The sequence below is a fragment of the Sphingomonas kyungheensis genome (assembly GCF_037120395.1).
Classification (GTDB): Bacteria; Pseudomonadota; Alphaproteobacteria; order Sphingomonadales; family Sphingomonadaceae; genus Sphingomonas; species Sphingomonas kyungheensis.
The window spans coordinates 1-24,033 of record NZ_JBBBDM010000013.1 but is presented as its reverse complement, the minus strand read 5'-3'; the positions used below and the strand labels follow the sequence as shown (position 1 = coordinate 24,033).

The window sequence follows — 24,033 nt, the reverse complement described above, 5'->3', positions numbered from 1 at the left end:
TCGCGGTTCCCGTCAGTGCGGGAGCATCGCCGGCCCTGTGGCGCGATGCCCCCGCTTGACGAACCGTAAAGCTCAGGCCTTGACGTGCTGCGAGATGTACTTGTTCATCTCGAACATCGTGCACTTGTCGCGGCCGAAGACCTTCTGCAACTTGTCGTCGGCGAGAATCTCGCGCTTGTTCTCAGGGTTCTGCAGGTTGTTCGACTTGATATAGTCCCACACCTTGCTGATCACCTGACTGCGCGGCAGCTTCTCGTTGCCGACGATCGCGCTCAGCTCCGGGGAGGGCTGTACGGGCGCGTGGATGCCGCCGGTCTTGGTAGTCGTAGCCATCGCATTCCTTCCTGCTCGCGCCCGGTCCAGCCCGGGCGCGGTGAACGTTACGCTTTTTTCAGCGCGGCCGCCTTGTGCGCTGCCTTTCCGCCGTTGTCACTCTCTACAATATATTGGGGGTCGTCCTTCGATGCGCGGACGGTGTGGCCCTTGATCTCGGTATCGCTGGTCTGCTTCTTCTCGACCTTGCCATGCGCGGTGCCGCCATGGCTCTTCCAGGTCACTTCGTCGCCCTTCTTCAGTTCGGTCATCGTCTCTCTCCATCGCTGGTGACGGCAACAGCGCGTAGCCGCGTCAAACGGTTGCATCGGCGGAGAAACCGCGATTGGACGGGGTGTCGAATCGTATTTAAGGATGGCGCGAGCGCGGTGACGGCGAGGCAAAGGAACGCAGATGATCGATGAGCACGACGCCCCCGACGAGGGCGATCTTCCCGCCGGTGAGGCGGCGGTCGTCCCCGAGGAGGTCGCGGCCGCGGTCCGCACGCTGATCCGCTGGGCCGGGGACGATCCGACGCGCGAGGGGCTGGTCGATACGCCGCGGCGCGTCGCCAAGGCGTGGAAGGAATATTGCGCCGGCTATGCCGACGATCCCGCGCGCCACCTGTCGCGGGTATTCGAGGAGGTCGGCGGCTATGACGAGATCGTGCTGCTCAAGGACATTCCGTTCCAGTCGCATTGCGAACACCATATGGCACCGATCATCGGCAAGGCGCATATCGCCTATCTGCCCAAGGATCACGTCGTCGGGATCAGCAAGCTCGCCCGCGTACTGCACGGCTTCGCCCGTCGGTTGCAGGTGCAGGAGCGGCTGACCGCCGAGGTTGCCGACTGCATCTGGGACAATCTCAAGCCGCAGGGCGTCGCCGTGGTGATCGAGGCGAGCCACGCCTGCATGACCGCCCGCGGCGTCCGCACGCCGGGGGTGAGCATGGTGACGAGCCGGATGATGGGTGTGTTCCGGGACGATGACCGCAGTCGCAAGGAAGTGCTGGCGCTGATGGGATGTTGAGCCGCACCGTGCTTGTCACCGGCGGTGCGAAACGGCTCGGCGCGGCGATCGCGCGGGCCTGCGCGGCCGCCGGATGGCGGGTGGTGGTGCATTGCCATGGCTCGACCGAATCGGGGCAGGCGCTCGCCGGCGAACTGGGCGGCACGATGGTGCAGGGCGACCTTGCCGATGCCGCCGTGGTCGATACGCTGATCGCGCAGGCGCGCGAAGCGGCAGGCGGCGCGATCACCGCCTTGGTCAACAGCGCGTCGCTCTTCGCCTTCGACCGGCCTGAGGCGATCGATCCGGCGCTCGCCACCCGGCTCCACAGCATCAACGCGGTGGCACCGGCGCGGCTCGCCGCGGCGCTCGCGGCGCAGCCGGACGTCGAGGATGCGGCGGTGGTCAATCTGCTCGACCAGAAGCTCGCCAACCCCAATCCGGATTTCTTCAGCTATACGATGAGCAAATATGCGCTGTCCGGTGCGACCGAGATGCTCGCCCAGGCGCTCGCCCCCAAGGTGAGGGTCAATGCGGTGGCGCCGGGGATCACCCTGCCGAGCGGCGACCAGAGCGAGGCCGAGTTCGCCGCGGTCGCCTCCGACAATCTGCTGCGGCACCCGGTGGGGGCGGACGCGGTCGCCGCGGCGGTGGTCTATCTGCTCGATGCGCGCAGCGTGACCGGGCAGACGCTCTATGTCGACTGCGGGCAGCGGTTCATCCGCCGCGACGGCGACGTGATGTTCGCAGGCCGGCATGGCTGAATATACGACGATCCTCGAGGGGCTCGAGGTGGCGATGCGGCTCGGCATCCATCCCCATGAGGCCGAGCCGCAGCGCGTGCGCCTGTCGGTCTGGATGACGGTGGCCTATCCCGCGGTGCCGGACGGCGATACGATCGACGCGGTGCTCGATTACGATTTCCTGCGCGACGGCATCCGCGCGATGGCGGCCGGCCCCGGCTTCGCCCTCCAGGAGACTTTGGTCGAGGCGGTGGCGAGCCTGTGCCTCGCCGATCCGCGCGTGCGATCGGTGCGCGTCCGCTCGCTCAAGCCCGACGTCTATCCCGATGCGGCGGTCGGCTGCGAGATCGTCCGCTCGCGCTAGCAGCCGGTGCCGTCATGAAGGCCGGCGGTGATCTGGACGTACCGACCGACCGTCATGCTGAGGCGGGGGAGGGGAGCAACGCCGCACCCGCGGCTGGCAGGCAATGCCGACCGTCGAGCACACCGGCTTGCCGAGCCGCGTCGTGCACGCGCGACATATTCTGGTCTGCTCGGTACAGACCTGCGGTGTCGCGAGCGCGAGGGCGATCAGTGCCAGCACGTCAGGCGCGGTTGGCGGCGCTGAGCACTGCGCGGACGCTCGCGGTGGCGATGTCGCTGTCGATCCCGACGCCGAAGACGGTGCGGCCGTCCGCGGTGCGGCATTCGACGTAAGCGGCGGCCTGCGCGTCGGCACCATGGCCGATCGCATGTTCGCTATAGTCGACCACGTCGAGCTGCGGCCCGGTGTCGCCGAGCGCAGCGATCACGCCGGAGATCAAACCGTTGCCGCGTCCACTGAGCGAGCGTTCCTCGCCGTCGATGGCGACGCGGCCGACGAACAGGCGTTCGCCCGCACCGCCGCTTTCCTCATAGTCGCGCAGCACGAAGCGGTCGCCGTCGCGCGGCAGATAGGTCGCCTCGAACCGCGCCCAAATATCGGCGGCGCCGAGCTCGCGGCTGGTCTCGTCGGCGAGCGCCTGGACGTGGCGGCTGAAGTCGGCCTGAAGCCGCTTGGGCAGCTTCAATCCCTTGTCCTGCTCGATCACCCAGGCGACGCCGCCCTTGCCCGACTGCGAATTGACCCGGATCACCGCTTCGTAGCTGCGGCCGAGATCGGCCGGGTCGATCGGCAGATAGGGGACTTCCCAGAGTTCGTCGTTGCGCGCGGCCTGTGCGGCGAAGCCCTTCTTGATGGCATCCTGATGGCTGCCCGAGAAGGCGGTGAAGACCAGATCGCCGGCATAGGGGGTGCGCGGATGCACCGGAATATTCGTGCAATAATTGATCGTGTTGACGATCCCGTCGATGTCGGACAGGTCGAGCTCGGGCGAGACGCCCTGCGTGTACATGTTGAGCGCGACGGTGACGAGATCGCAATTGCCGGTGCGCTCGCCATTGCCGAGCAGACAGCCTTCGACGCGGTCGGCGCCCGCCATCAGCCCCAGTTCCGCCGCCGCGACGCCGGTGCCGCGATCGTTATGCGTATGCAGCGAGATCACCACCGCGTCGCGATTGGGGATATTGCGCGCGAACCATTCGATCTGGTCGGCATAAACATTGGGCGTCGCGCATTCGACCGTCGCCGGCAGGTTGAAGATGATCGGTCGCTCAGGGGTGGGCTGCAACACGTCCATCACCGCGACGCAGACGTCGAGCGAGAAATCGAGTTCGGCGGTCGAGAAGGTTTCCGGACTGTACTGGAAGCGCCAGTCGGTGTCGGGGCGTTTCGCCGCCTCGTCGCGCAGCACCTTGACGCCCTCGACGGCGATCCGCTTGACCTCGTCGCGCGTCATGCCGAACACGATCTTGCGCCACGCCGGTGACACCGCGTTGTAGAGATGGACGATCGCCTGTTTCGCACCGTCGAGACTGGCGAAGCTCGTCTCGATCAGGTCGCGGCGCGACTGGGTGAGCACCTGGACGAAGACGTCGTCGGGGATATGGCCGGTCTTGACCAGCCCGCTGATGAAGTCGAACTCGGTCGCGCCGGCGCTGGGAAAACCGACCTCGATCTCCTTGAGGCCGACCTTGACGAGCAGGTCGAACAGCCGCGTCTTCTTCTCCGCGTCCATCGGATCGATCAGCGCCTGGTTGCCGTCGCGCAGGTCGGTGGACAGCCAGCGCGGCGCGCGGGTGATGACGCGGGAGGGCCATTGCCGATCGGGCAGGTCGATCGTCGGGAAGGGGCGGTATTTGGTCGCGGGATCGCGCAGCATGTCTCGGTTCCGTCTGGTCGCGCGGCGCATCGTCGGGACGAGGCGCGGCTGATGGGGCGCTGAAGCTCTATCCGGCCCTTAGGGAAGCGTGCACGAGCAACGGCCGCCCTAAGGGCGGATAAGTCGCAGGAGAAGGGTCGTGCGGTCCATGATGGACGTAGTCTTGGCGGAGGCGGACGCGCTTGTCCAGCCGTGATGGCACCGGGAAACGCCGTTGACGGGTCGTTAAGGCTGCTCAGGCTAGCCGGACATGCTCCGTGATCTGTGGGAACGCGGTGGTTTCGGAAGGCTTATGGTGCAGCAACTCGTCTATATCAGCAGCATTCGGCGCCAGGCGACAGTCGATCCTGCCGCGATCCTCGCCCAATCGCGCCGCAACAATGCGCGGGCGCGTATCACCGGCCTGCTGTTCTTCGACGGCAAACGCTTTCTGCAAGCTCTGGAAGGAGATCCGGCGACGGTGGACGCCACCTTCGCGCGCATCCAGGCGGACGACCGCCATCATGCGCTGGTCATCCTGTCCAACCGTCAGATCGAGCAACGCGAATTCGGCGAATGGGCGATGGCCTATCCGCAGGCGAACGACGGCGAGGCGGCGATGGCGCGAATCGAGCAACTGACCGCGCAGGCCGATCCGATGGTCCAGGCGACCTTCGCCGGCTTCGCCAAGGTCCGGCGCGCCGCCTGAGCGGCGACGCGCCCGTCGCTTATTGCGCCGTGAACGCGGCGTTGATGTCGAGCTTGACGTCGTCGGCAACGATCGGCGTCGCATAGCCGAGGCCGAAATCGCTGCGCTTGATCGACGCCGTGCCGCGGAAGCCGAAGTTGAGCTTCTTGTTCATCGGATTGGTGCCGGCGCCGACGAAGGTCGCGTCGATCGTCACCGGCTTGGTGACGTTCTTGATCGTCAGATTGCCGGTGATCCTGGCGCTGGTGCCGTTGGCGACCACGCCGGTCGAGACGAAACGGGCGGTGGGGTAGGTCGCGACGTCGAAGAAGTCCTTCGATTTCAGGTGATGGGAGAAGGGCTCGGCGGTGACCGACAGCTGGTCGATCGCGAAGGTGACGTCGAGCTTGGTCGCCGCCGGCTTGGCGGGATCGATCGTCAGCGTGCCGCCCTGCGCGCCGAACTGGCCGCTCAGCATGCTGAAGCCCATGTGGTTGAGCGTCCACGTCACCTGCGTATGCGCCGGATCGACCGCATAGGTGCCGGCGGTGACGAGAGCCTTGTTCGGCGCACCGGGCAGTCCGGCGGGGGCTTGCGCAATGGCCGGCACGGCGGCGGTGGCGATCAGGGCGGCGAGAAGAAGACGCATGGGAAGCTCCGAATTGTTTCGGAGGTTAAACCATGACGCCGATCGGAGCGGAAGAGGCAAAGCCGAAACGGATCGTTCGCGAAGCGAGTCCGGGTCGGCTGCGGCGGAAAAGGGCCGCCCGGACAGGCGGCCCCTCGCGTCAGGTCAGTTCTTTGCCTTGTCGACCAGCTTGTTGGCACCGATCCACGGCATCATCGCGCGCAGGTCGCTGCCGACCTTTTCGATCGGATGTGCCGCCGCCTGCTTGCGCGCCGCCTTCAGCTCGGGCTGGCCGGCGCGGTTGTCGAGGACGAAGTTCTTGACGAAGCGACCCGACTGGATGTCGGCGAGCACGCGCTTCATCTCCTTCTTGGTGTCGTCGGTGATGATCCGCGGGCCGGTGGTGATGTCGCCATATTCGGCGGTGTTGCTGATCGAATAGCGCATGTTGGCGATGCCGCCCTCATACAGCAGGTCTACGATCAGCTTGGTCTCGTGCAGGCATTCGAAATAGGCCATCTCCGGCGCGTAGCCGGCCTCGGTCAGCGTCTCGAACCCGGCCTGGATCAGGTGGGTGATGCCGCCGCACAGCACCGCCTGCTCGCCGAACAGGTCGGTCTCGCATTCCTCACGGAAGTTGGTTTCGATGATCCCGGAGCGGCCGCCGCCGACGCCGCTCGCATAGGCGAGCGCGACGTCATGCGCATTGCCGCTGGCATCCTGATGGATCGCGATCAGGCAGGGGACGCCGCCGCCGCGGACATATTCGCTGCGCACCGTATGGCCGGGGCCCTTGGGCGCGATCATGATGACGTCGATGTCGGCGGGCGGCTCGATCAGGCCGAAATGCACGTTGAGGCCGTGCGCGAAGGCCAGCGCTGCGCCGGGCTTCATATTGCCCTTCAGGTCGGCGTCCCAGATCGCCGCCTGGTGCTCGTCGGGGGCGAGGATCATGACGATGTCCGCCCATTGTGCCGCTTCCTTGTTCGACAGCACCTTGAAACCGGCGTCGATCGCCTTCTTCGCCGTCGCCGAACCCTCGCGGAGTGCGATCGCGATATCCTTGACGCCGCTGTCGCGCAGGTTCTGCGCATGCGCGTGGCCCTGGCTGCCATAGCCGACGATGGCGATCTTCTTGTCGGTGATCAGGTTCAGATCGGCGTCGCGATCATAATAGACTTTCATGGTATTCGGTCCCTTTGTCATTCTCGCGGAGGCGGGAATCCATACCCGCTGCGGTCAGTGATGATGGTTCCCCGCCGGCGCGGGGATGACGAAGACGATCGCGGTGCCTTACGCCGCGTCGCGGCCGCGGGCGATGGCGACGATGCCGGTGCGGGCGACCTCGATCAGCCCGACCTCCGCCATCAGCTCGACGAACTTGTCGATCTTCTCGATCGAGCCCGTCACCTCGAAGACGAAGCTGGTGGTGGTCGCATCCACCACCCGCGCGCGGTAGACGTCGGCGAGGCGCAGCGCCTCGATCCGGTGATCGCCGCTGCCCGCGACCTTGATCAGGGCTAACTCACGCTCGACGTGCGCGCCCTGAGCCGTCAGGTCGGTGACCTTGTGCACCGGCACCAATCGGTCGAGCTGGGCGATGATCTGCTCCATCGTCGCCGGCGACGCGCTGGTGACGATGGTAATGCGGCTGACCGACTTGTCGGCAGTGATCTCCGACACCGTGAGGCTCTCGATATTGTAGCCGCGCGCGGTGAACAGGCCGGCGATCCGGGCGAGGATGCCCGGCTCGTTGTCGACGATCACCGCCAGCGTGTGGCGTTCGGCAGCTTCGGTCTTGATATGCAATGTCATTCCTCCCCGGAACGGGGAGGGGGACCGATCGCGCAGCGAGTGGTGGAGGGGGACCTCCCCCCGCGTCGCCGCCTGCCGCATTCCCCCTCCACCATGTTCCGCATGGTCCTACTCCCCGTGCCGGGGAGAATCGGGTCAAACCAGTGCCTTGGCCTCGTCGTCCATCGTGCCCGACACTTCGTTCGCCTGCAGGATCATCTCGGTATGCGCGGCGCCCGACGGGATCATCGGGAAGCAATTGGCGAGCTTGGCGACGCGGCAGTCGACGATCACCGGCCCGTCATGGTCAAGCATCGCCTGGATGCTGTCGTCGAGATCGGCGCGGGCGTCGATGCGGATGCCCTTCCAGCCATAGGCCTCGCCCAGCCGGACGAAGTCCGGCAGCGAGTCCGAATAGCTTTCGGCATAGCGGCTCTCATAGGTGAGCTCCTGCCACTGGCGCACCATCCCCATATATTCGTTGTTGAGGATAAAGATCTTGACCGGCAGCCGGTATTGCGAGGCGGTGGCGAGCTCCTGAATGTTCATCTGGATCGAGGCTTCGCCGGCGATGTCGATCACGAGCGCGCGCGGATTGCCGAGCTGCGCGCCGATCGCGGCGGGCAGGCCATAGCCCATCGTGCCGAGCCCGCCGCTGGTCAGCCATTTGTTGGGCTTTTCGAAGCCGAAATGCTGCGCCGCCCACATCTGATGCTGGCCGACCTCGGTGGTGATGATCGGATCGCGGTGATGCGTCGCCTCCCACAAGGCGCGCACCGCGCGCTGCGGCATGATCGCCTCGCCCGTCTCCGGGAAACTGAGGCTCTGCTTCGCCCGCCAGCCGTTGATACGGTCCCACCATGCGCGCGTATCGGGGCGCGGATGCTGGCGCGACTTCCAGATGCGCACCATGTCCTCGAGGGCATGGCCGGCATCGGCGATGATCGCGAGGTCGACGCGGACGTTCTTGTTCACGCTCGACCGGTCGATATCGATATGGACCTTGCGGCTGTTCGGGCTGAACGCGTCGAGCCGGCCGGTGACGCGGTCGTCGAAGCGGCTGCCGATCGCGACGATCAGATCGGCCTGGTTCATCGCCATATTGGCCTCATAGGTCCCGTGCATGCCGAGCATGCCGAGGAACTGGTCGGACGAGGCGGGGAAGCAGCCGAGACCCATCAGCGTCGACGTCACCGGCGCACCGGTGATCCGCGCCAGTTCGCGCAACAGTTGCGACGCGGCCGGACCCGAATTGATGATCCCGCCGCCCGTATAGAGGATCGGCCGCTCGGCGGCGGCGAGCATGTCGACGACCTGCTCGATCTGCGTCTGCGGCGCCTTGAGCTGCGGCCGATAGGTCTTGTGCTGGATCGGGCCGGGCTTGCTGTAGCGCGCGGTCGCGACTTGGACGTCCTTGGGGATGTCGACCACGACCGGCCCGGGCCTGCCCGAGGTGGCGATATGGAACGCCTCGTGGATCGTCGCCCCGAGCAGCGCCGGGTCCTTGACCAGATAATTGTGCTTCGAACAGTGCCGCGTGATGCCGACCGTATCCGCCTCCTGGAAGGCGTCGGTGCCGATCAGCGCGGTCGGCACCTGACCGGTGATGACGACCATCGGGATCGAATCGAGCAGTGCGTCGGTGATTCCGGTGACCGCATTCGTCGCCCCCGGCCCGGAGGTGACGAGCACGACGCCCGGCTTGCCGGTCGAGCGGGCATAGCCTTCGGCGGCATGCGTCGCGGCCTGTTCGTGACGGACGAGAATGTGCTTGATCCGCCCCGAGCGGAACATCGCGTCATAGATCGGCAAGACCGCCCCACCGGGGTAGCCGAACACGACCTCCACGCCGAGATCGCACAGCGCCTCGACCAGGATGTCTGCTCCGCTCTTTTCGCCCACGGTATGTCTCCAACCTCGAAAAATGGTGCGGTGCGGTTAGCGCCCGGCTCCAGTAGGGTCAACCCTAATCAAGCAACAAAGTTGCTATTGATGATGTTAAAGCGAATGAATCTGTCTCTCGCACCCATTGGCTGGGAGGTTGATTACGGAACCAGGTATATTGCCGCTTGGCATAGCGGCGCGTGTCGAGCTGGAGTCGGGCGAGCGTTTCGGTCCGGTCGATCGCCCCGGAGAGCAGGGCGGCGATCGGCGGCACACCGATGGCCCGGCGGATCGGCGCATCGTCGGCGATATCGTCGCGGCGGAGCAACGCCGCCACCTCATCGACCGCGCCCTCGGCGATCATCGCGATGCAGCGCGTGTCGATACGGTCGAACAACGCGTCACGGTCGGGCAGCAGGACCGCGGCGGCGAGCGTGATCGCGTCGCCGATGCCGCCGGCACGATCCTGTTGCCACGCCGCCAGTGGTCGCCCGGTCGAACGCACCACTTCCAGCGCACGCGCGACCCGGGTCGTATCGGCGGGGGCGAGCCGGGCCGCCGCGGCGGCGTCTTCCTCGGCGAGCAGGCGGTACGCGACCACCACCGGCAGCGCGCGCACCTCGGCACGCACCGCCGGGTCGATCGGCGGCACCGGCGCGATACCGTCGATCAGGGTGCGCAGATACAGGCCGGTGCCGCCGACGAGGATCGGCACGCGGCCCTCGGCATGCGCTGCGGCGATCGCAGTCCGCGCCTCGGCGGCCCAGCGTGCGGCGGAATAGCCTGCGTCGGCGGCATCGACATGGCCGAACAGGCGGTGGGGTACGCCCGCCATGTCGGCGTCATCGGGGCGGGCGGTGAGGATGCGCAGATCGGCATAGACCTGGCTTGCGTCGGCATTGATGACGATGCCGTCGTGCGTTTGAGCCAGGCGGATCGCCGCGGCGGACTTGCCGCTCGCGGTCGGCCCTGCGATGAGCGCGACCTTCGGCTTGGGGTTGGAGACTGCGATGTTCACCGCGACGCTTATAGGCGAAACGATCGGCGCAGGCGATCTGTCGGCGGCGAGCGACCGGCTCGCGGCGGCGGGGTGCGCACCGGCCGGCACGACATGGCTCGAGCCCGAGGTCGCCGCCGACCTCGCCTTCGCCGCCGATCCTGACGCGGCGCGGGCGGCGCTGGAGGGGGCATTCGCACGCACCGACGTGATCGTTCAGCCGACCGCTAGGCGGCGCAAGGCGCTGCTCGTCGCCGATATGGATTCGACGATGATCACGGTCGAATGTATCGATGAGCTAGCCGATTATGCCGGCATCAAGGCGCAGGTCGCCGCGGTGACCGAGGCGGCGATGCGCGGCGAACTCGACTTCGAGGGCGCGCTCGATGCGCGGGTGGCGCTGCTCGCGGGGCTGGACGAACGGGTGATCGCGCAATGTCTCGCCGAACGGGTGCGGATCATGCCGGGGGCCAGGTCGCTCGTCCGCACGATGCGGGCGCATGGCGCCGCGGCCGTGCTGGTCTCCGGCGGCTTCACCCGGTTCGCCGAGCCGGTGGCTGCGGAGATCGGCTTCGATCGCGCGATCGCCAACGTGCTGGAGGTCGCCGACGGTCGCCTCACCGGCACGGTGACCAAGCCGATCGTCGGTTCGGCGACCAAGGAGCAGACGCTGGGGGACTGGCTGGTCGAGCGCGGCATCGAACGCGCGCGCTCGCTCGCGGTGGGCGACGGCGCGAACGACCTGGCGATGATCGGACGCGCCGGGCTGGGCGTCGCCTATCATGCCAAGCCGATCGTCGCCGCGGCGGCAGCCGCGCGGATCGATCATGGCGACCTGTCCGCGCTGCTCTACGCGCAGGGCTATCGCCGCACCGAATGGGTCGAGTGAGTTACGGCGCGACGACGACGCAGGAGACTCCGGACGCCGCGCATGCCTTCTGCGCCGCCGCGCGGGAGCCGAACCCGCTGGCTTGCAGGCGAATGACGTTCCCCGCCTTGGCATAGATGGGCTGCGCGCCAGAAAGCTTGCCGCGGACGCGCGACCATTGCGTCTGCGCATTGGCCTGCGTGCTGAAGGCACCGAGCTGGATCTTCCACGCGCCGCCGGTCGCCGCCGGCGCGACGGCGGGGCGGGGCGGCGTCTTGGCGAGCGGCGTGATGCGGTCGGCGACCGGACGATCGGGCGACAGTTCGGCCGGCGCACGCTTGCGCGTTGCCGTCGGAACGGGCGAGGGGGCCGATTTGGCGGCGGGCGGGCGCGGTTCGCTGGCGGCGACGTCGCGCGCGGCGGCGGCGGGCGCAGCATCCAGGTCCGCAGAATAGCGCCGCGCCAGCGCGATGCCGCGTTCGCGGTCCGCCGGTGTGATATATTGATCCATCTGCGCGAGCGTCTCAGACGCCGATTTGAGCCGCGCCTGCGACGCCAGCGTCATCAGCGCATAGGCGCGCGGATAGTCGCGCGGCACGCCGTCGCCGTTGAACAGCATCGTGCCGAGCACGAGCTGCCCCCGCGGTTCGCCGCGCTTCACCGACTTCTCCAGCCAGGGCAGCGCCTCCGCCTTGCGGCCGGCCTGGAACAGCGCGAAGGCGTAATTGTCCTCTGCTTGGGGGTGGCCTTGCAGCGCCGCCTTGCGGAACCAGCTTTCCGCCAGCGCCGGATCGAGCGGCACGCCGCGGCCGAGCTTATAGGCCTGCCCCAGATTGAATTGCGCGTCGGCGTCGCCCGACATCGCCGGACCGCGCCACTGCGCCACCGCCGCGGGGAAGTCGCCGCGGCCCCAGGCGTCGACCCCCGCCTTGACGTCCTGCGCCACGGCCGGCGCAGCCGCCAGACAGGCGAGCAGCGCGACTGCGATCCAACCGGTGTTCCGCATGCTTGTCACCCTTTTCACCATCCACCGCACCATGCCCCGGACGCTTGCCGCCGCAAAGAGGGATCGGCGCGAAGGGGTCCCTTAACTGCTTGTTAGCGCTGTCGTGGCAGTCATGCTGACGGGTGGCGACAGCAATTCAAGGGGCCCTATGCGCGTTCTCGCGATGGCATCGCAAAAAGGAGGTTCGGGCAAGACGACCTTGGCCGGGCATTTGGCGGTGCAGGCCGAGCGCGCCGGCCATGGCCCGGTCGTGCTGCTCGATCTCGACCCGCAGGCCAATCTGTCCGACTGGTGGGACGATCGCAGCGGCGACCGCCCCGCCTTCGCCCAGACCAGCGCGACGCGTCTGTCCGCCGATCTCGACGTGCTGCGGCAGCAGGGGTTCAAGCTGGCGATGATCGACACGCCGCCCGGCAATGCGGTGGTGACGCAGGGCGTCGTCCATGTCGCCGAGCTCGTCGTCGTGCCGGTGCGGCCCTCGCCGCATGACGTCCGCGCCGCCGCCGCCACCGTCGATCTCTGCCAGCGTGCGGGCAAGCCGCTGGTCTTCGTGCTCAACGGCGCGACTCCCGATGCGCCGCTCAACGCCGAGACGACGGTCGCGCTGTCGCATCACGGCAGCGTCGCGCCGGTCACCGTCCACCAGCGTGCCGACTATGCCGCAGCGATGATCGACGGCGGCACCGTCATGGAGAGCGACCCCGACGGCGATCCCGCCGGGGAGATCGCGCATCTGTGGACGCATATCTGCGGCCGGCTCGAAAAGAATTTCCGCCGCACCGTGTTCAGCGTGCCGACCGTCAACGGCGGCGGCTTCGGTGCGCGTCCTGCGACCGGCGGCTTCGGCCGGCGGGTGACCGCCGGATGACGCATGCCCTTACCGCCCGACCACCTCATGGAGCTTCCGCGATGCGTGCCCGTCTGATCCTGTCGTTCGGCCTGTCGGCCCTGATGCTGGGCGGCTCGGTCGTCGGTTGCGCGGGCGGCGGTGACCGGATCGCCGCGGCGAGCGATCGCAGCGCCAAGGTGCAGGCGAAGACCGCCGCGCGCGATGCCGCCGCGGCGGGCAAGGCGCTCGCCCGCCGCGATGCCACCCAGGCGATCGAGCTCGCCGAAAGCGCCGTGGCGCTGGCGCCGCGCGATGCCGGCTATCGCCTGTTGCTGGGGCAAGCCTATCAGCAGGCGGGGCGGTTCGCCTCGGCGCGCGATACCTTTGCCGAGGTGGTGCAGCTCGCCCCCGGCAACGGCAAGGCCGCGCTCAACCTCGCGCTCGCGCAGATCGCGACCGGCGACTGGGCGGCGGCGCAGGCGACGCTCGCCCAGCATCAGGCGGTGATCCCGATCGGCGATCTCGGCCTCGCCACGGCGCTGGCGGGCAATCCGGCGGCGGCGATCGCAACGCTCAACGCTGCGGCGCGGGCGCCGGGTGCCGATGCCAAGGTGCGGCAGAATCTCGCGCTGAGCTATGCGCTCGCCGGCCAGTGGAACATGGCGCGGGTGGCGGCGGCGGCGGACATGTCCGCGGCCGACGTCGACGCGCGGCTCGAACAATGGGCGGCCTTCGCGCAGCCCAAATCGGCGTCGGACCAGGTCGCCAGCCTGCTCGGCGTGACGCCTGCGCCCGATGCCGGCCGGCCGGTCGCGCTGGCGCTCAACGCGCCGGCGCCGGTGATGCCGGCCGCGGCGGCGCCGGTGCAGCTCGCAGAGGCCGCGCCGATGGTCGCGCCGGCACCGGATGCGAGCCGCGCCGCCTTCGCCAAGATCGTCTTCGCGCCGGCACGCGAGGTGGTGCAGCCGCTGCCGACGATGATGGCGCGGGTCGACAGAAGCACGGTGCGCCGCGCGACGGTCACCCCGGTCGCCACGCGGGGCGAGGGCGACTGGTACGTCCAGATCGGCGCGTACAGCAGCGCCGCGGCGGCGCATGCCGGCTGGGACAGAGCGGAGCGGCGGTTCTCCGCGCTGACCGGGCATCGCCCGACCGGGACGACCGTCGCCGCCGCGCAAGGATCGCTCTACCGCCTGTCGATCGGCGGGTTCGACCGCGACCAGGCCGACCGGATGTGCGACCGCTTCCGCGCCGAGGGCGGCACCTGTTTCGTCCGGCGCGAGGCGGGGGACCGCATCGCGCAATGGCTGCGGACGCCGGTGCAGATGGCGTCGCGCTGACCGGCTAGATCTCGCGGCCGGCCTTCCAGAGGCGCAGCACGCGGCCCTGGACGGGCAGGCCGTCGAACGGCGTATTGCCCGCCGAGGCGAAGGCCATGCCGTCGACCTGCCACGGCGTGTCGGCATCGAACAGCATCAGATCGGCGGGCTTGCCGACCTCCAGCGTCCCCGTGTCGAGCCCGAGCACGCGCGCCGGATTCGCCGCCAGCATCGCCAGCAGCCGGTCGAGCGGCAGCACGCCGTCGCGGACCAGCAGCAGCCCCAAGGGCAGCAACGTCTCCGCCCCCGCCATCCCCGCCGCCGAATCGACGAAGGGCAGCCGCTTCGCCTCCGGTCCGTGCGGGTCGTGGCCCGAGCACAGCACGTCGATCGTGCCGTCCGCCACCGCCGCCCGCGCCGCCTGCCGATCGCCCTCGCTGCGCAGCGGCGGCGAGAGGTGGGCGTAGGTGCGGAAGTCGCTCATCGCGATGTCCGACAGGTGGAGATGCGCGGGCGTGATGCCGCAGGTGACGCGCACCCCGCGGCGCTTGGCGGCGCGGATCAGGTCGAACGCCGCGGCGGTGGTCGCCTGGCGGATGTGGAGCCGCGCGCCGGTCTCCTCGGCGAGCATCAGGTCGCGCGCCACCGCCAGCGCCTCGGCGATCGCCGGCGCGGAGGGGAGGCCGTGGCGCGTCGCCGTCTCGCCGTCGGTCGCCACCGCGCCCGCGGTGAGCGTGCCGTCCTCGCCATGCGCGATCACCGCGATGTCGAGGTCGCGGGCATAAGCGAGGACGCGCAGCATCACGCCGGTGTCGGCGATCCAGCCGCGCCCGGTGCCGACCGCCTTCGCCCCCGCCGACAGACAGATCGCCATCTCCGCCATGTCGGTGCCGGCGAGCCCCTGCGTCGCGGCGGCGATCGGGTGGATCCACAAATCGGGCTTGCCGATCAGCGCCGCGCGCTGGACGACGCCGGGATCGTCGAGCACCGGATTGCCGTCCGGCATCAGCGCGACGCGGACGATGCCGCCGGCGCGGAAGGCGGCGCGATCGACCTTGAACACGCCGAGATCGACGATCCCCGGCGCCAGCGTCGCGCCGTCGCAGGCGACCGTCACCGCATCGCCCGGCAGATCGAACGTGCCGCGCGCGACGATCACGCCGTCGCGGACGAGCAGCCCGCCGCGCGTCACCCCGCCGGCCGGGCAGGCGAGCGTCGCATCGAGAAAGGCGATCGCGCTCATGCCCAGCCCTCCACGCCGCGTGCGCGTCGCGTCAGCACGTCGAGACACGCCATCCGGACCGCCACGCCCATCTCCACCTGTTCGGTGATCGCCGACTGCGGCCCGTCCGCCACCACCGAATCGATCTCCACCCCGCGGTTCATCGGCCCCGGATGCATCACCAGCGCGTCCGGCAGCCGCGCCAGCCGCTCCGGCGTCAGCCCGTAGCGGAGGCGATATTCGCGGCTCGACGGGATATAGCCGCCCGCCATCCGCTCGTTCTGGACGCGCAGCATCATCACCACGTCGGCGCCGACCAGGGCCGCATCGAAATCGGTGAACGGCGCCACCCCCATCCGCTCGATCCCGGCGGGCATCAGCGTCGAGGGCGCACACACCCGCACCTCGGCGGCGAGCGCGGTCAGCGCGAGGATGTTCGAGCGCGCGACGCGGCTGTGCAGCACGTCGCCGCAGATCACCACGCGCTGGCCGGCGATGCTGCCCTTGCGCCGGCGGATGGTGAGCGCGTCGAGCAGCGCCTGCGTCGGATGTTCGTGGCGGCCGTCGCCGGCGTTGAGCACCGGGCAATCGACCTTGTCGGCGATCAGCCGCACCGCGCCGCTTGCCATATGGCGGATGACGATGACATCGGCGCGCATCGCGTTGAGCGTCTGCGCGGTATCGATCAGCGTCTCGCCCTTCTTCACGCTCGACTGCGCCGCATGCATGTTGACGACGTCGGCGCCGAGCCGCTTGCCGGCGATCTCGAAGCTCAGCAGCGTGCGCGTGCTGTTCTCGAAAAAGGCGTTGATCTGGGTGAGGCCGGCGAGCCGCTTGTCGGGCGCGGCATGGCTGCGGTTCGCCGCGACCCAGCTTTCCGCCTCGTCGAGCAGGAAGGCGATCTCATGCGGCTGGAGCCCGTCGATGCCGGTGAGGTGCCGGTGCGGGAAGACGGCGCCGCCCTCGATCAGGGCGGCGGGGCGGTGGTCCGAACGGTTCATCAAGCGCGCCGGTTAGCGCGCAGGGCGGGCGGGAGCAAGCGGGGCCGCCGCCGCCGCCGGATTGTGGCAGCAATGCGGCAACATGGACAAGTTGGACACCTTGATGGAAACGATCCGGGGGGATCGTTTCGGATTTGGTGGTGGGGGGACTCGTGATGCGAAAGAGCCGGGTGGGGGTGTAGCAGAGGGGAGGGGTGTAGGACATATACCTATCTAGTCTCCGCCTTCATGCATCACTTATTTATCAAGTAGCTGAAGAAGTTCATTTTTTAAGTTTGTGGCAAGTTCAATACCTTTAATCGGCCGCCTTAAATCTGAAAGCTTCGAAAGCTTACGATTTTCTCCAAGTTCCAAGAGTTCTGCCGAAATAGCTTTTTCGATAGCCTTGAGAAGAATTTTTCCCTTTATGACATCAGGGGATGGGCCCTTGAGTTCGGACCAGCGATCTATGATCGAGCTGCGCGATGTCGCGGGAAGGATATTTATAGCGGCGGATAAGGCACTTTCAAAATCAGTCTGCATTTCTTTTGAGTCAAAACTTCTTACCGCCTTTGCAAGTATGCGCTCAGATGTGCTGGCCAGTATTCCTATTGCCTCAGCAATATGTTGCACTGTACAGAAACATGACTCAATATCTGAGCCCGGGGTTACCCAGAGAGGGATATCGTACTTAACTAGTTCCTTCTTTTCTTCCCACGCATCCACATCGGCATCCGACATAAAATCGCGATCCCGATGCACCATGATGGGGATGCCAAGTTCCTCCCGTAATTGCTTTAAGGCTCGGCCAGAGGGTATGCCGCTGTAGCCAAACGTTGGCCACAGCAGAACCTTTCGTTCCAAGTCTGGCCATTGGGAAAGCAATGCCTTTATTGCTGTCAGATTGCCGTCCTCGGTGAAAAGAAGTAACTCCTTGTCCAAGGCCCCCCATCCCATGCGTAGCCGAATCCTCTCCTCACTGTCAGTTCGCAGGGCGCCGTCATCCATCCAATGGACTGACGTTTGTGGGCCGCATGCGCGAACTAAGTGCGGCGAGTGAGTTGTTACGATGAATTTCGTTTGAGGAAAGGATAGAGACGCCTCTTCGAGAGCTTTGATAAGGGCTTCCTGCGTACTTGGATGAAGATGTGCATCCGGTTCATCAATAAGCAATAGTTTGGGATTAAACTTTAAGAGATATGCAAAAATCTGCACGATTTGCAGGTAGCCGGTTCCGGCCATCTCAAGTGGCCTTCTCTGCAGTGCGTCAGCTCGTCCCGGCTCCTTCATGTTCGGCGTCAAAAACAGCGCATCGATTCTTGCGTCACGCAGGCGGTCAAATTTCACCCAAAACTGCGATCCCGGAAGTACCTTTGAGACCCAAGATGATAACTCGGACAACTCCACGTACTCGGTGTCAGTCCCTGCGCTGCCGCCGACGAGATCGAGTAAGATATGCCTCAGTACGGACCCACCTTCACCAGAGGCCGCTCGTCGGCTTAGAACTGGGGTAGCGAGAACTGTTTCAAATTCTGCTAGTCCAGCTATACCTGGGATGTACGCTGTTGTGGCCTGCTCAGACGTCAACGCTGAGGTAAGTGGACCGGAAATCTCAGCTTTAGCGCCCGCATCATTGCGAGCTGCGCTAATCGCGATCTCTGTGTCGTCTCCTTTGTCGTCAACGAACCCAACGATAATTTTTGGTAGGTCGGATTTATTTTGTAACCGTTTTTTGTGTGCAAGCTCTTGAAAGGCACGGCTAGGGGTGTAATCCATTTGTTCCAGAGAGGCGTTGCCTCTATGGTCTTTCAAAGTAGCACACCTTACGGACCAGTGTAGTGCCTTAAGAATCGACGATTTCCCGGATCCATTACCGCCGACTAATATTGTTATAGGTGATAGAGGAAGTTCTACGCGCTTATCGATCCGCATGAAATTCTGAACATAGATCGACTTTATCATGCTACCCTGACGCCGGCGCTGGAGTGCTGGAGGTTGCGGGTGGACTGATTGTCAACCCCGTTACGCTGAGCACATTAGACTATGCCTTTGATATCAGGACGTCCATTATCGAAGCGTTAAAAAATCAGCTGCCTTTAAATTGATGCCTAGTGCAATCAAATTCAAAAAATCTCAGTTGACGTGCGGGAAGCTGGTAATCGCGCCATAGGTTAATTACACCATCACCAGCGCATCGATCGCCGCCTGCAGGATATGCGCCGCCGCAAGGTTATCCACCCGCTCCGCGCGCTTGGCGCGGCTCATGTCCTGTTCGATCATCACGCGTTCCACCGCGACGGTCGACCAGCGTTCGTCCCACAGCAGAATCGGCAGGCCGAGGTCGGTGCAGTTGCGCGCGAAGGCGCGGGTCGACTGGCTGCGCGGGCTCTCGCTGCCGTCGAGGTTGAGGGGGAGGCCGAGCACCAGCCCCTTGACCTGCTGCGCCGCGATCAGCGCGACCAGCGCCGCCTTGTCCTGCGTGAACTTGGCGCGGCGGATCAGCGTCGCGGGGCTGGCGAAGCTCCAGCCGGCGTCGCACAGCGCGGTGCCGATCGTCTTGCTGCCGAGGTCGAGCCCGAGCAGCCGCCCGCCGTCCGGCAGCGCCTCGCGGAAGACGGCGCGGTCGGGGGTGATCATCGCGACGCCCCGAAGGCGGCGAGGCGGCGCTGCGCATCGGCGCGGACGTTGGCCCAGAACAGGCTGTAGTCGTAGACGTGGTAATTGTTGCCGGGCAGCACGTAGCTGCCGAGATCGGGCGGCGTGCCGATCAGCAGGAAGCCGCGCGGGCCGCAGCGCGCGGGCACCGTGCCGGCGGCGATCGTCGCGCTGCTGAGGTCGGCGCTGGGGTAGAGCGTGCCCTGGTTGGCGCTCGCCGGCGCGGCGGCATCGGCGGTGCCGGTCAGCGGATTGGTGCAGACCATGTCGCTGCCCTTGCGGGGCGCGCCGTCGAAGCCGGTCGTCGCATCGTAGATGTCGGTGATCTGGCGCGGATCGGCGGGCTCGGCGAAACTCTCCCATGACAGCAGGCAGCGCGCCTGATCGGGGCGGGTGCATTGCGGCAGGCCGAGCGCGGCGAGATCGTGCGCCTCGGACACCGGCCAGCCGACGACATAGGCGGCGACGATGCGCCGCGCGATCGGCTTGCCGGCGATCTGCTCGCGCAGCAGGCGGGTGAGGTGGAGCGCGCCCTGGCTGTGCCCGGCGAGGATGATCGGGCGCTTGGGATCGACCTGCGCAACGAAGGCGGCGAAGGCGGCGGCGACGTCGCCATAGGCGAGGTCGAGCGCGCGATTGGCATCGGCGACGCTGGTCAGGAAGGCGCCGAACGTCGCCTGGCGATAGCGCGGCGCCCAGATCTCGCCGGCGGCGTTGAACGCGCTCGCCTGGCCGCGCAGGAAGATCGCGGCGCGCGCGTTGGTCTCGGCATCGTCGAGCGCGGCGTTCCAATGGTCGCGGCCGATGTAGGAGGTCGGGTGGATGAAGAACACCGCCGCCCTGGGCGCGGTCGCGGGCGTGTAGCCGGCGGGCGTCCACAGCGCCGGATTGCCGGCGATGTCGGGCCGGGCGATCCACATCGCGCGCGCTTCATAGCGTTGGGCGTCGACGCGCGGCTGCGCCCTGAACGCCTCCGACGGGACCAGCGCCATGCGCAGGATCTCGACTCCGTACAGGCGATAGGCGAGCGCCCCGGCGATGACGAGCGCGATCAGCGCGGCGAAGACATAGAGGAATTTGCGGGCCAAGCGTGTCGGTGTCCGGGCAGGGCAGGGAGCGCTTCTGATGGACGAGCCCCGCCGAACTGGCAACACGAGGTTGCATCGGCGAAGCTGCCTCTGCTAGCCGCAACCTCATGTCCGTAGACACCGCCACCGTGAAGAAGGTCGCCGCGCTCGCGCGCATCGCGATCACCGACGAGGACGCGAGCCGCCTCGCCCCCGAACTCAGCAACATCCTCGGCTGGATCGAGCAACTGGAGGGGGTCGACACCGCCGGCGTCGCGCCGATGACCGCGGTCATCCCCAACCAGCTGCGGCTGCGCGACGATGTCGTCGATGCCGATCCGCTGACCGGCGGCGGCATCCGCGACAGCCTGATGGCCAATGCGCCGCAGGCCGAACATGGCTTCTTTACCGTTCCCAAGGTGATCGAATAATGGCCGACCTGACCGACCTCGGCGTCGCCGCGATCCGCGACGGCGTGCGCAGTGGCGCCTTCTCCGCGGTGGAGGTCGCCGACGCCTTCATCGTCAAGGTCGCCAAGGCCAAGCCGCTCAACGCCTTCCTCGTCGAGACGCCCGACGCGGCGCTCGCCGCCGCACGCGCCGCCGATGCCGCGCGCGCGGCCGGCGAGACGCTCAAGCCGCTCGCCGGCGTGCCGATCGGGATGAAGGACCTGTTCTGCACCAAGGGCGTCGCGACCACCGCGGCGAGCCATATCCTCGAAGGCTTCGTGCCGACCTACGAATCGACCGTGTCGCAGAATCTGTGGGACGCGGGCGCGGGGATGCTCGGCAAGCTCAACATGGACCAGTTCGCGATGGGCTCGTCGAACGAGACGAGCGCGTTCGGCAACGTCATCTCGCCGTGGCGGCGGCCGGGCAGCGATGCGCCGCTCGCGCCGGGCGGATCGTCGGGCGGCAGCTCGTCGGCGGTGGCGGCGGGGCTGTGCCCCGGCGCGACCGGCACCGACACCGGCGGCTCGATCCGCCAGCCGGCGGCGTTCACCGGCATCAGCGGCATCAAGCCGACCTATGGCCGCTGCTCGCGCTGGGGGACGATCGCCTTCGCCTCGTCGCTGGATCAGGCCGGGCCGATGGCGCGCGACGTGCGCGACTGCGCGATCCTGCTCGAGGCGATGGCGGGCTTCGACGCCAAGGACGCGACCTCGCTGCGGCAGGACGTGCCGCGCTGGGAGGCGGGCCTGTCGGGCAGTCTCGCCGGCAAGCGCGTCGGTGTCCCCAAGGAATATCGCGTCGACGGGATGCCCGAGGAGATCGAGGCGCTGTGGCAGGCGGGGATCGACTGGCTGCGCGATGCGGGCGCGGAGATCGTTGACGTGTCGCTGCCGCATACGAAGTACGCGCTGCCGGCCTATTACATCATCGCGCCGGCGGAGGCCTCGTCCAACCTCGCGCGCTATGACGGCGTGCGTTACGGCCTGCGTGAGCTGCCCGAGGGGGCGGGGTTGCAGGACATGTACGCCGCGACCCGCGCCGCCGGCTTCGGACCGGAGGTGAAGCGCCGCATCATGATCGGCACCTATGTGCTGTCGGCGGGCTTCTACGACGCGTATTACACGCAGGCGCAGAAGGTGCGGACGCTGATCGCGCGCGATTTCGAGCGGGCGTGGGAGAGCTGCGACGTGCTGCTGACCCCGACCGCGCCGTCGGCGGCGTTCGCGCTCGGCGAGAAGTCGGCCGATCCGATCGCCATGTATCTCAACGACGTGTTCACCGTGCCGTCGAGCCTCGCGGGCCTGCCGGCGATGAGCGTGCCGGGCGGGCTCGACAAGCAAGGGCTGCCGCTGGGGTTGCAGATCATCGGCAAGCCGCTCGACGAGCAGGGCGTGCTGAACGCCGGACTGGCGATCGAGCAGCGCGCGGGCTTCACCGCGCGGCCGCAGACGTGGTGGTAGGTGATGCATGTTGCAGAGATCGTCGCAGGCATTTGCGAGGTTCTCGGCATTTTTGAGGGTCTCGCCGGCAAGCTTCGCCGTCGGAATGATGATCGGCCAGCCAGGCGACGCGGAGGCGCTTGCCCGGCAGAGCCGAGTAATCGCCCTAGGACAAAATCATGGGGCAGGAGCGCCGGTATGATGGCCGGACGGGTGCCAGCCCTGATACGAATTGATCGGCAGGAATCGAAATGACGGAATCCAGCTACCGCATCCAGGGCGCCACCGGCGAGTGGGAGGTCGTCATCGGCCTCGAGGTCCATGCGCAGGTCACCTCCAACGCCAAATTGTTCTCGGGCGCGGCGACCGCCTTCGGCGCGGAGCCGAACACGCAGGTCAGCCTGGTCGATGCGGCGATGCCGGGGATGCTGCCGGTGCCGAACATGGAGTGCATCCGCCAGGCGGTGCGCACCGGCATGGCGATCGACGCGGAGATCAACCGCTGGTCGCGGTTCGACCGCAAGAATTACTTCTACGCCGATCTGCCGCAGGGCTATCAGATCAGCCAGCTCTACCATCCGCTGGTCGGCGAGGGCGCGATCGAGATCAGCCCCGACGACAAGAACCCCGACGCGACCAAGACGATCGGCGTCGAGCGCATCCACGTCGAGCAGGATGCCGGCAAGCTGATGCACGACCAGCATCCGACGCGCTCCTATGTCGACCTCAACCGCTCGGGCGTCGCGCTGATGGAGATCGTCAGCCGGCCCGACATGCGCTCGCCGGCGGAGGCGGGGGCCTATCTGCGCAAGCTGCGCGCGATCCTGCGCTATGTCGGCTCGTGCGACGGCAATATGGAGGAGGGGTCGATGCGCGCCGACGTCAACGTCAGCGTGCGCAAGCCCGGCGACGACCTCGGCACGCGCACCGAGACCAAGAACGTCAATTCGGTGCGCTTCGTCATGGCGGCGATCGAATATGAGGCGAAGCGGCAGGTCGAGCTGATCGAGGACGGCGGCCGCGTCGTGCAGGAGACGCGGCTGTTCAACGTCGAGAGCGGCACGACACGGTCGATGCGCTCGAAGGAAGACGCGCACGATTACCGCTACTTCCCCGATCCCGACCTGTTGCCGCTCGAACTCGACGAGGCGTTCCTCGCCGCATGCCGCGCGAGCCTGCCCGAACTGCCCGACGCCAAGCGCAAGCGCTACGAGGCGCTCGGCATCTCCGCCTATCAGGCCGACGTGCTGACCGCCGAGGTCGAGGCGGCGCGCTGGTTCGACGCGCTGCTCGAGGCGGGGGCCAAGCCGGTGGCGGCGGCGAACTGGACGACGTCGGAACTGTTCGGCGCGCTCAACCGCGGCGGGCACGACATCGCCCAGTCGCCGGTGTCGCCCGCGCAGGCCGCCGAGCTGCTCGCGCTGGTCGCCGACGGCACGCTGTCGGGCAGCCTCGCCAAGCAGGTGTTCGAGGTGATGCTGGAGACGGGCGACGCGCCGGCCAAGATCGTCGAGGACCGCGGTCTCAAGCAGACCAGCGACACCGGCGCGATCGAGGCGGTGATCGCCGAGGTGATCGCCAGGAATCCCAACCAGCTCGCGCAATATCGCGGCGGCAAGGAGACGCTGTTCGGCTTCTTTGTCGGCCAGACGATGAAGGCGATGGGCGGCAAGGCCAATCCGGCGGTGGTCAACGACTTGCTGAAGAAGGCGCTGAGCTGAGGCGAGGGGGCTTTGGGCTTTTTTGCGGGGGTGCGAGAGCGGAGGCTGTCGTCGTCTGAGCGGCGTCGTCACCGGATAGTGGTCGGGGCAGGGCAGTAAGTTTCACCAGTGCTCCTGCGTCCGTGTACAGTTTCGGGAGACTGGTTGGACCGGGAAGGTGTAGAACGGGGCATCGTCTGGCTGAGGAGTCGAGGATGCT

Annotated in this window: 24 protein-coding genes; 10 read left to right on the top strand and 14 right to left on the bottom strand. The window is 67.1% G+C overall.

Going from position 1 to position 24,033, the window contains the following annotated elements; genetic code table 11:
- Window positions 1-72 precede the first annotated feature (72 nt).
- Entirely contained in the window at window positions 73-333 is a 261-nt protein-coding gene (locus V8201_RS16835; RefSeq protein WP_037533059.1) for an SWIB/MDM2 domain-containing protein, read from the bottom strand.
- A gap of 47 nt (window positions 334-380) precedes the next feature.
- Window positions 381-584 (bottom strand): hypervirulence associated TUDOR domain-containing protein, encoded by a 204-nt coding sequence (locus tag V8201_RS16830; RefSeq protein ID WP_037533063.1) that lies wholly within the window; start codon window positions 582-584, stop codon window positions 381-383.
- 142 nt (window positions 585-726) lie between these two features.
- On the opposite strand from V8201_RS16830, the gene folE reads away from it, so the two are divergent.
- From folE to V8201_RS16815, 3 genes are read left to right on the top strand one after another with little or no spacing between them, the layout of a single operon-like run.
- Window positions 727-1,344: a GTP cyclohydrolase I FolE gene (gene folE / locus V8201_RS16825; protein ID WP_037533065.1), complete on the top strand. Its 618-nt coding sequence runs from the start codon at window positions 727-729 to the stop codon at window positions 1,342-1,344.
- Window positions 1,338-2,087, top strand: coding sequence for an SDR family oxidoreductase (locus tag V8201_RS16820; RefSeq protein ID WP_336546002.1), 750 nt, complete (start codon window positions 1,338-1,340; stop codon window positions 2,085-2,087). Before folE ends, V8201_RS16820 begins: the two co-directional genes overlap by 7 nt.
- Window positions 2,080-2,430 carry a dihydroneopterin aldolase gene (locus V8201_RS16815; RefSeq protein ID WP_037533069.1) on the top strand — a complete coding sequence of 117 codons (351 nt, stop codon included), beginning with the start codon at window positions 2,080-2,082 and terminating at the stop codon, window positions 2,428-2,430. Before V8201_RS16820 ends, V8201_RS16815 begins: the two co-directional genes overlap by 8 nt.
- A gap of 220 nt (window positions 2,431-2,650) precedes the next feature.
- Here V8201_RS16815 and leuA read toward each other — a convergent pair whose 3' ends face one another.
- Entirely contained in the window at window positions 2,651-4,306 is a 1,656-nt protein-coding gene (gene leuA, locus V8201_RS16810) for a 2-isopropylmalate synthase (RefSeq protein ID WP_037533071.1), read from the bottom strand.
- 295 nt (window positions 4,307-4,601) lie between these two features.
- On the opposite strand from leuA, the gene V8201_RS16805 reads away from it, so the two are divergent.
- Window positions 4,602-4,994, top strand: coding sequence for a BLUF domain-containing protein (locus V8201_RS16805; protein ID WP_336546001.1), 393 nt, complete (start codon window positions 4,602-4,604; stop codon window positions 4,992-4,994).
- 19 nt (window positions 4,995-5,013) lie between these two features.
- Here the strand turns inward: V8201_RS16805 and V8201_RS16800 are convergent, their stop codons facing one another.
- The 5 genes from V8201_RS16800 to miaA all read right to left on the bottom strand — a co-directional run bounded on the left by V8201_RS16800 (window position 5,014) and on the right by miaA (window position 10,291).
- Complete coding sequence (locus V8201_RS16800) at window positions 5,014-5,622, bottom strand: YceI family protein (RefSeq protein WP_271299146.1); 609 nt, start codon at window positions 5,620-5,622, stop codon at window positions 5,014-5,016.
- A gap of 144 nt (window positions 5,623-5,766) precedes the next feature.
- Window positions 5,767-6,786: a ketol-acid reductoisomerase gene (gene ilvC, locus V8201_RS16795; RefSeq protein ID WP_336546000.1), complete on the bottom strand. Its 1,020-nt coding sequence runs from the start codon at window positions 6,784-6,786 to the stop codon at window positions 5,767-5,769.
- 108 nt (window positions 6,787-6,894) lie between these two features.
- Window positions 6,895-7,410 (bottom strand): acetolactate synthase small subunit, encoded by a 516-nt coding sequence (ilvN, locus tag V8201_RS16790; protein ID WP_271300888.1) that lies wholly within the window; start codon window positions 7,408-7,410, stop codon window positions 6,895-6,897.
- A 141-nt stretch (window positions 7,411-7,551) separates the two neighbouring features.
- Entirely contained in the window at window positions 7,552-9,297 is a 1,746-nt protein-coding gene (locus V8201_RS16785; RefSeq protein ID WP_336545999.1) for an acetolactate synthase 3 large subunit, read from the bottom strand.
- A 64-nt stretch (window positions 9,298-9,361) separates the two neighbouring features.
- Window positions 9,362-10,291: a tRNA (adenosine(37)-N6)-dimethylallyltransferase MiaA gene (gene miaA, locus V8201_RS16780; protein ID WP_336546026.1), complete on the bottom strand. Its 930-nt coding sequence runs from the start codon at window positions 10,289-10,291 to the stop codon at window positions 9,362-9,364.
- On the opposite strand from miaA, the gene serB reads away from it, so the two are divergent.
- Complete coding sequence (serB, locus tag V8201_RS16775; protein WP_336545998.1) at window positions 10,290-11,165, top strand: phosphoserine phosphatase SerB; 876 nt, start codon at window positions 10,290-10,292, stop codon at window positions 11,163-11,165. The two genes, miaA and serB, sit on opposite strands and share 2 nt — an antisense overlap.
- A gap of 1 nt (window position 11,166) precedes the next feature.
- Here serB and V8201_RS16770 read toward each other — a convergent pair whose 3' ends face one another.
- Window positions 11,167-12,150 (bottom strand): SPOR domain-containing protein, encoded by a 984-nt coding sequence (locus V8201_RS16770; protein WP_336545997.1) that lies wholly within the window; start codon window positions 12,148-12,150, stop codon window positions 11,167-11,169.
- Between the two features lie 148 nt (window positions 12,151-12,298).
- Here V8201_RS16770 and V8201_RS16765 point away from each other — a divergent pair, with 148 nt between their 5' ends.
- Together V8201_RS16765 and V8201_RS16760 are read left to right on the top strand one after the other, a co-directional pair.
- Entirely contained in the window at window positions 12,299-13,018 is a 720-nt protein-coding gene (locus V8201_RS16765) for an AAA family ATPase (RefSeq protein ID WP_037533086.1), read from the top strand.
- 41 nt (window positions 13,019-13,059) lie between these two features.
- Window positions 13,060-14,319: an SPOR domain-containing protein gene (locus V8201_RS16760; protein WP_336545996.1), complete on the top strand. Its 1,260-nt coding sequence runs from the start codon at window positions 13,060-13,062 to the stop codon at window positions 14,317-14,319.
- Between the two features lie 4 nt (window positions 14,320-14,323).
- Here V8201_RS16760 and V8201_RS16755 read toward each other — a convergent pair whose 3' ends face one another.
- The 5 genes from V8201_RS16755 to V8201_RS16735 form a co-directional block, all read right to left on the bottom strand.
- The gene (locus V8201_RS16755; RefSeq protein ID WP_336545995.1) at window positions 14,324-15,541 is read right to left on the bottom strand and encodes a dihydroorotase; all 1,218 of its coding nucleotides are present in this window, start codon (window positions 15,539-15,541) and stop codon (window positions 14,324-14,326) included.
- Complete coding sequence (locus tag V8201_RS16750) at window positions 15,538-16,521, bottom strand: aspartate carbamoyltransferase catalytic subunit (RefSeq protein ID WP_037533096.1); 984 nt, start codon at window positions 16,519-16,521, stop codon at window positions 15,538-15,540. Before V8201_RS16750 ends, V8201_RS16755 begins: the two co-directional genes overlap by 4 nt.
- A 237-nt stretch (window positions 16,522-16,758) precedes the next feature.
- Window positions 16,759-18,462: an ATP-dependent nuclease gene (locus tag V8201_RS16745; protein WP_336545994.1), complete on the bottom strand. Its 1,704-nt coding sequence runs from the start codon at window positions 18,460-18,462 to the stop codon at window positions 16,759-16,761.
- 213 nt (window positions 18,463-18,675) lie between these two features.
- Window positions 18,676-19,137, bottom strand: a complete 462-nt coding sequence (gene ruvX, locus V8201_RS16740; protein ID WP_037533098.1) for a Holliday junction resolvase RuvX — start codon at window positions 19,135-19,137, stop codon at window positions 18,676-18,678.
- Window positions 19,134-20,243, bottom strand: coding sequence for a DUF3089 domain-containing protein (locus V8201_RS16735; protein WP_336545993.1), 1,110 nt, complete (start codon window positions 20,241-20,243; stop codon window positions 19,134-19,136). Before V8201_RS16735 ends, ruvX begins: the two co-directional genes overlap by 4 nt.
- Before the next feature lie 107 nt (window positions 20,244-20,350).
- On the opposite strand from V8201_RS16735, the gene gatC reads away from it, so the two are divergent.
- The 3 genes from gatC (at window position 20,351) to gatB (ending at window position 23,834) form a co-directional block, all read left to right on the top strand.
- A complete protein-coding gene (gene gatC, locus V8201_RS16730) occupies window positions 20,351-20,653 on the top strand; it encodes an Asp-tRNA(Asn)/Glu-tRNA(Gln) amidotransferase subunit GatC (RefSeq protein ID WP_037533111.1) in 303 nt (100 codons plus the stop codon).
- Window positions 20,653-22,134 carry an Asp-tRNA(Asn)/Glu-tRNA(Gln) amidotransferase subunit GatA gene (gatA, locus tag V8201_RS16725; protein ID WP_336545992.1) on the top strand — a complete coding sequence of 494 codons (1,482 nt, stop codon included), beginning with the start codon at window positions 20,653-20,655 and terminating at the stop codon, window positions 22,132-22,134. The genes gatC and gatA overlap by 1 nt, the downstream gene beginning before the upstream one ends.
- A gap of 230 nt (window positions 22,135-22,364) precedes the next feature.
- Window positions 22,365-23,834, top strand: a complete 1,470-nt coding sequence (gatB, locus tag V8201_RS16720) for an Asp-tRNA(Asn)/Glu-tRNA(Gln) amidotransferase subunit GatB (protein WP_336545991.1) — start codon at window positions 22,365-22,367, stop codon at window positions 23,832-23,834.
- Window positions 23,835-24,033: the final 199 nt, after the last annotated feature.

What these genes read in the sequence shown, in the direction of transcription:
- V8201_RS16835 (WP_037533059.1), bottom strand. Translation starts at nt 333, where the DNA reads ATGGCTACGACTACCAAGACCGGCGGCATCCACGCGCCCGTACAGCCC.
- V8201_RS16830 (WP_037533063.1), bottom strand. Translation starts at nt 584, where the DNA reads ATGACCGAACTGAAGAAGGGCGACGAAGTGACCTGGAAGAGCCATGGC.
- folE (WP_037533065.1), top strand. Translation starts at nt 727, where the DNA reads ATGATCGATGAGCACGACGCCCCCGACGAGGGCGATCTTCCCGCCGGT.
- V8201_RS16820 (WP_336546002.1), top strand. Translation starts at nt 1,338, where the DNA reads ATGTTGAGCCGCACCGTGCTTGTCACCGGCGGTGCGAAACGGCTCGGC.
- V8201_RS16815 (WP_037533069.1), top strand. Translation starts at nt 2,080, where the DNA reads ATGGCTGAATATACGACGATCCTCGAGGGGCTCGAGGTGGCGATGCGG.
- leuA (WP_037533071.1), bottom strand. Translation starts at nt 4,306, where the DNA reads ATGCTGCGCGATCCCGCGACCAAATACCGCCCCTTCCCGACGATCGAC.
- V8201_RS16800 (WP_271299146.1), bottom strand. Translation starts at nt 5,622, where the DNA reads ATGCGTCTTCTTCTCGCCGCCCTGATCGCCACCGCCGCCGTGCCGGCC.
- ilvC (WP_336546000.1), bottom strand. Translation starts at nt 6,786, where the DNA reads ATGAAAGTCTATTATGATCGCGACGCCGATCTGAACCTGATCACCGAC.
- serB (WP_336545998.1), top strand. Translation starts at nt 10,290, where the DNA reads ATGTTCACCGCGACGCTTATAGGCGAAACGATCGGCGCAGGCGATCTG.
- V8201_RS16770 (WP_336545997.1), bottom strand. Translation starts at nt 12,150, where the DNA reads ATGCGGAACACCGGTTGGATCGCAGTCGCGCTGCTCGCCTGTCTGGCG.
- V8201_RS16765 (WP_037533086.1), top strand. Translation starts at nt 12,299, where the DNA reads ATGCGCGTTCTCGCGATGGCATCGCAAAAAGGAGGTTCGGGCAAGACG.
- V8201_RS16760 (WP_336545996.1), top strand. Translation starts at nt 13,060, where the DNA reads ATGCGTGCCCGTCTGATCCTGTCGTTCGGCCTGTCGGCCCTGATGCTG.
- V8201_RS16755 (WP_336545995.1), bottom strand. Translation starts at nt 15,541, where the DNA reads ATGAGCGCGATCGCCTTTCTCGATGCGACGCTCGCCTGCCCGGCCGGC.
- V8201_RS16750 (WP_037533096.1), bottom strand. Translation starts at nt 16,521, where the DNA reads ATGAACCGTTCGGACCACCGCCCCGCCGCCCTGATCGAGGGCGGCGCC.
- V8201_RS16745 (WP_336545994.1), bottom strand. Translation starts at nt 18,462, where the DNA reads ATGATAAAGTCGATCTATGTTCAGAATTTCATGCGGATCGATAAGCGC.
- ruvX (WP_037533098.1), bottom strand. Translation starts at nt 19,137, where the DNA reads ATGATCACCCCCGACCGCGCCGTCTTCCGCGAGGCGCTGCCGGACGGC.
- gatC (WP_037533111.1), top strand. Translation starts at nt 20,351, where the DNA reads ATGTCCGTAGACACCGCCACCGTGAAGAAGGTCGCCGCGCTCGCGCGC.
- gatA (WP_336545992.1), top strand. Translation starts at nt 20,653, where the DNA reads ATGGCCGACCTGACCGACCTCGGCGTCGCCGCGATCCGCGACGGCGTG.
- gatB (WP_336545991.1), top strand. Translation starts at nt 22,365, where the DNA reads ATGACGGAATCCAGCTACCGCATCCAGGGCGCCACCGGCGAGTGGGAG.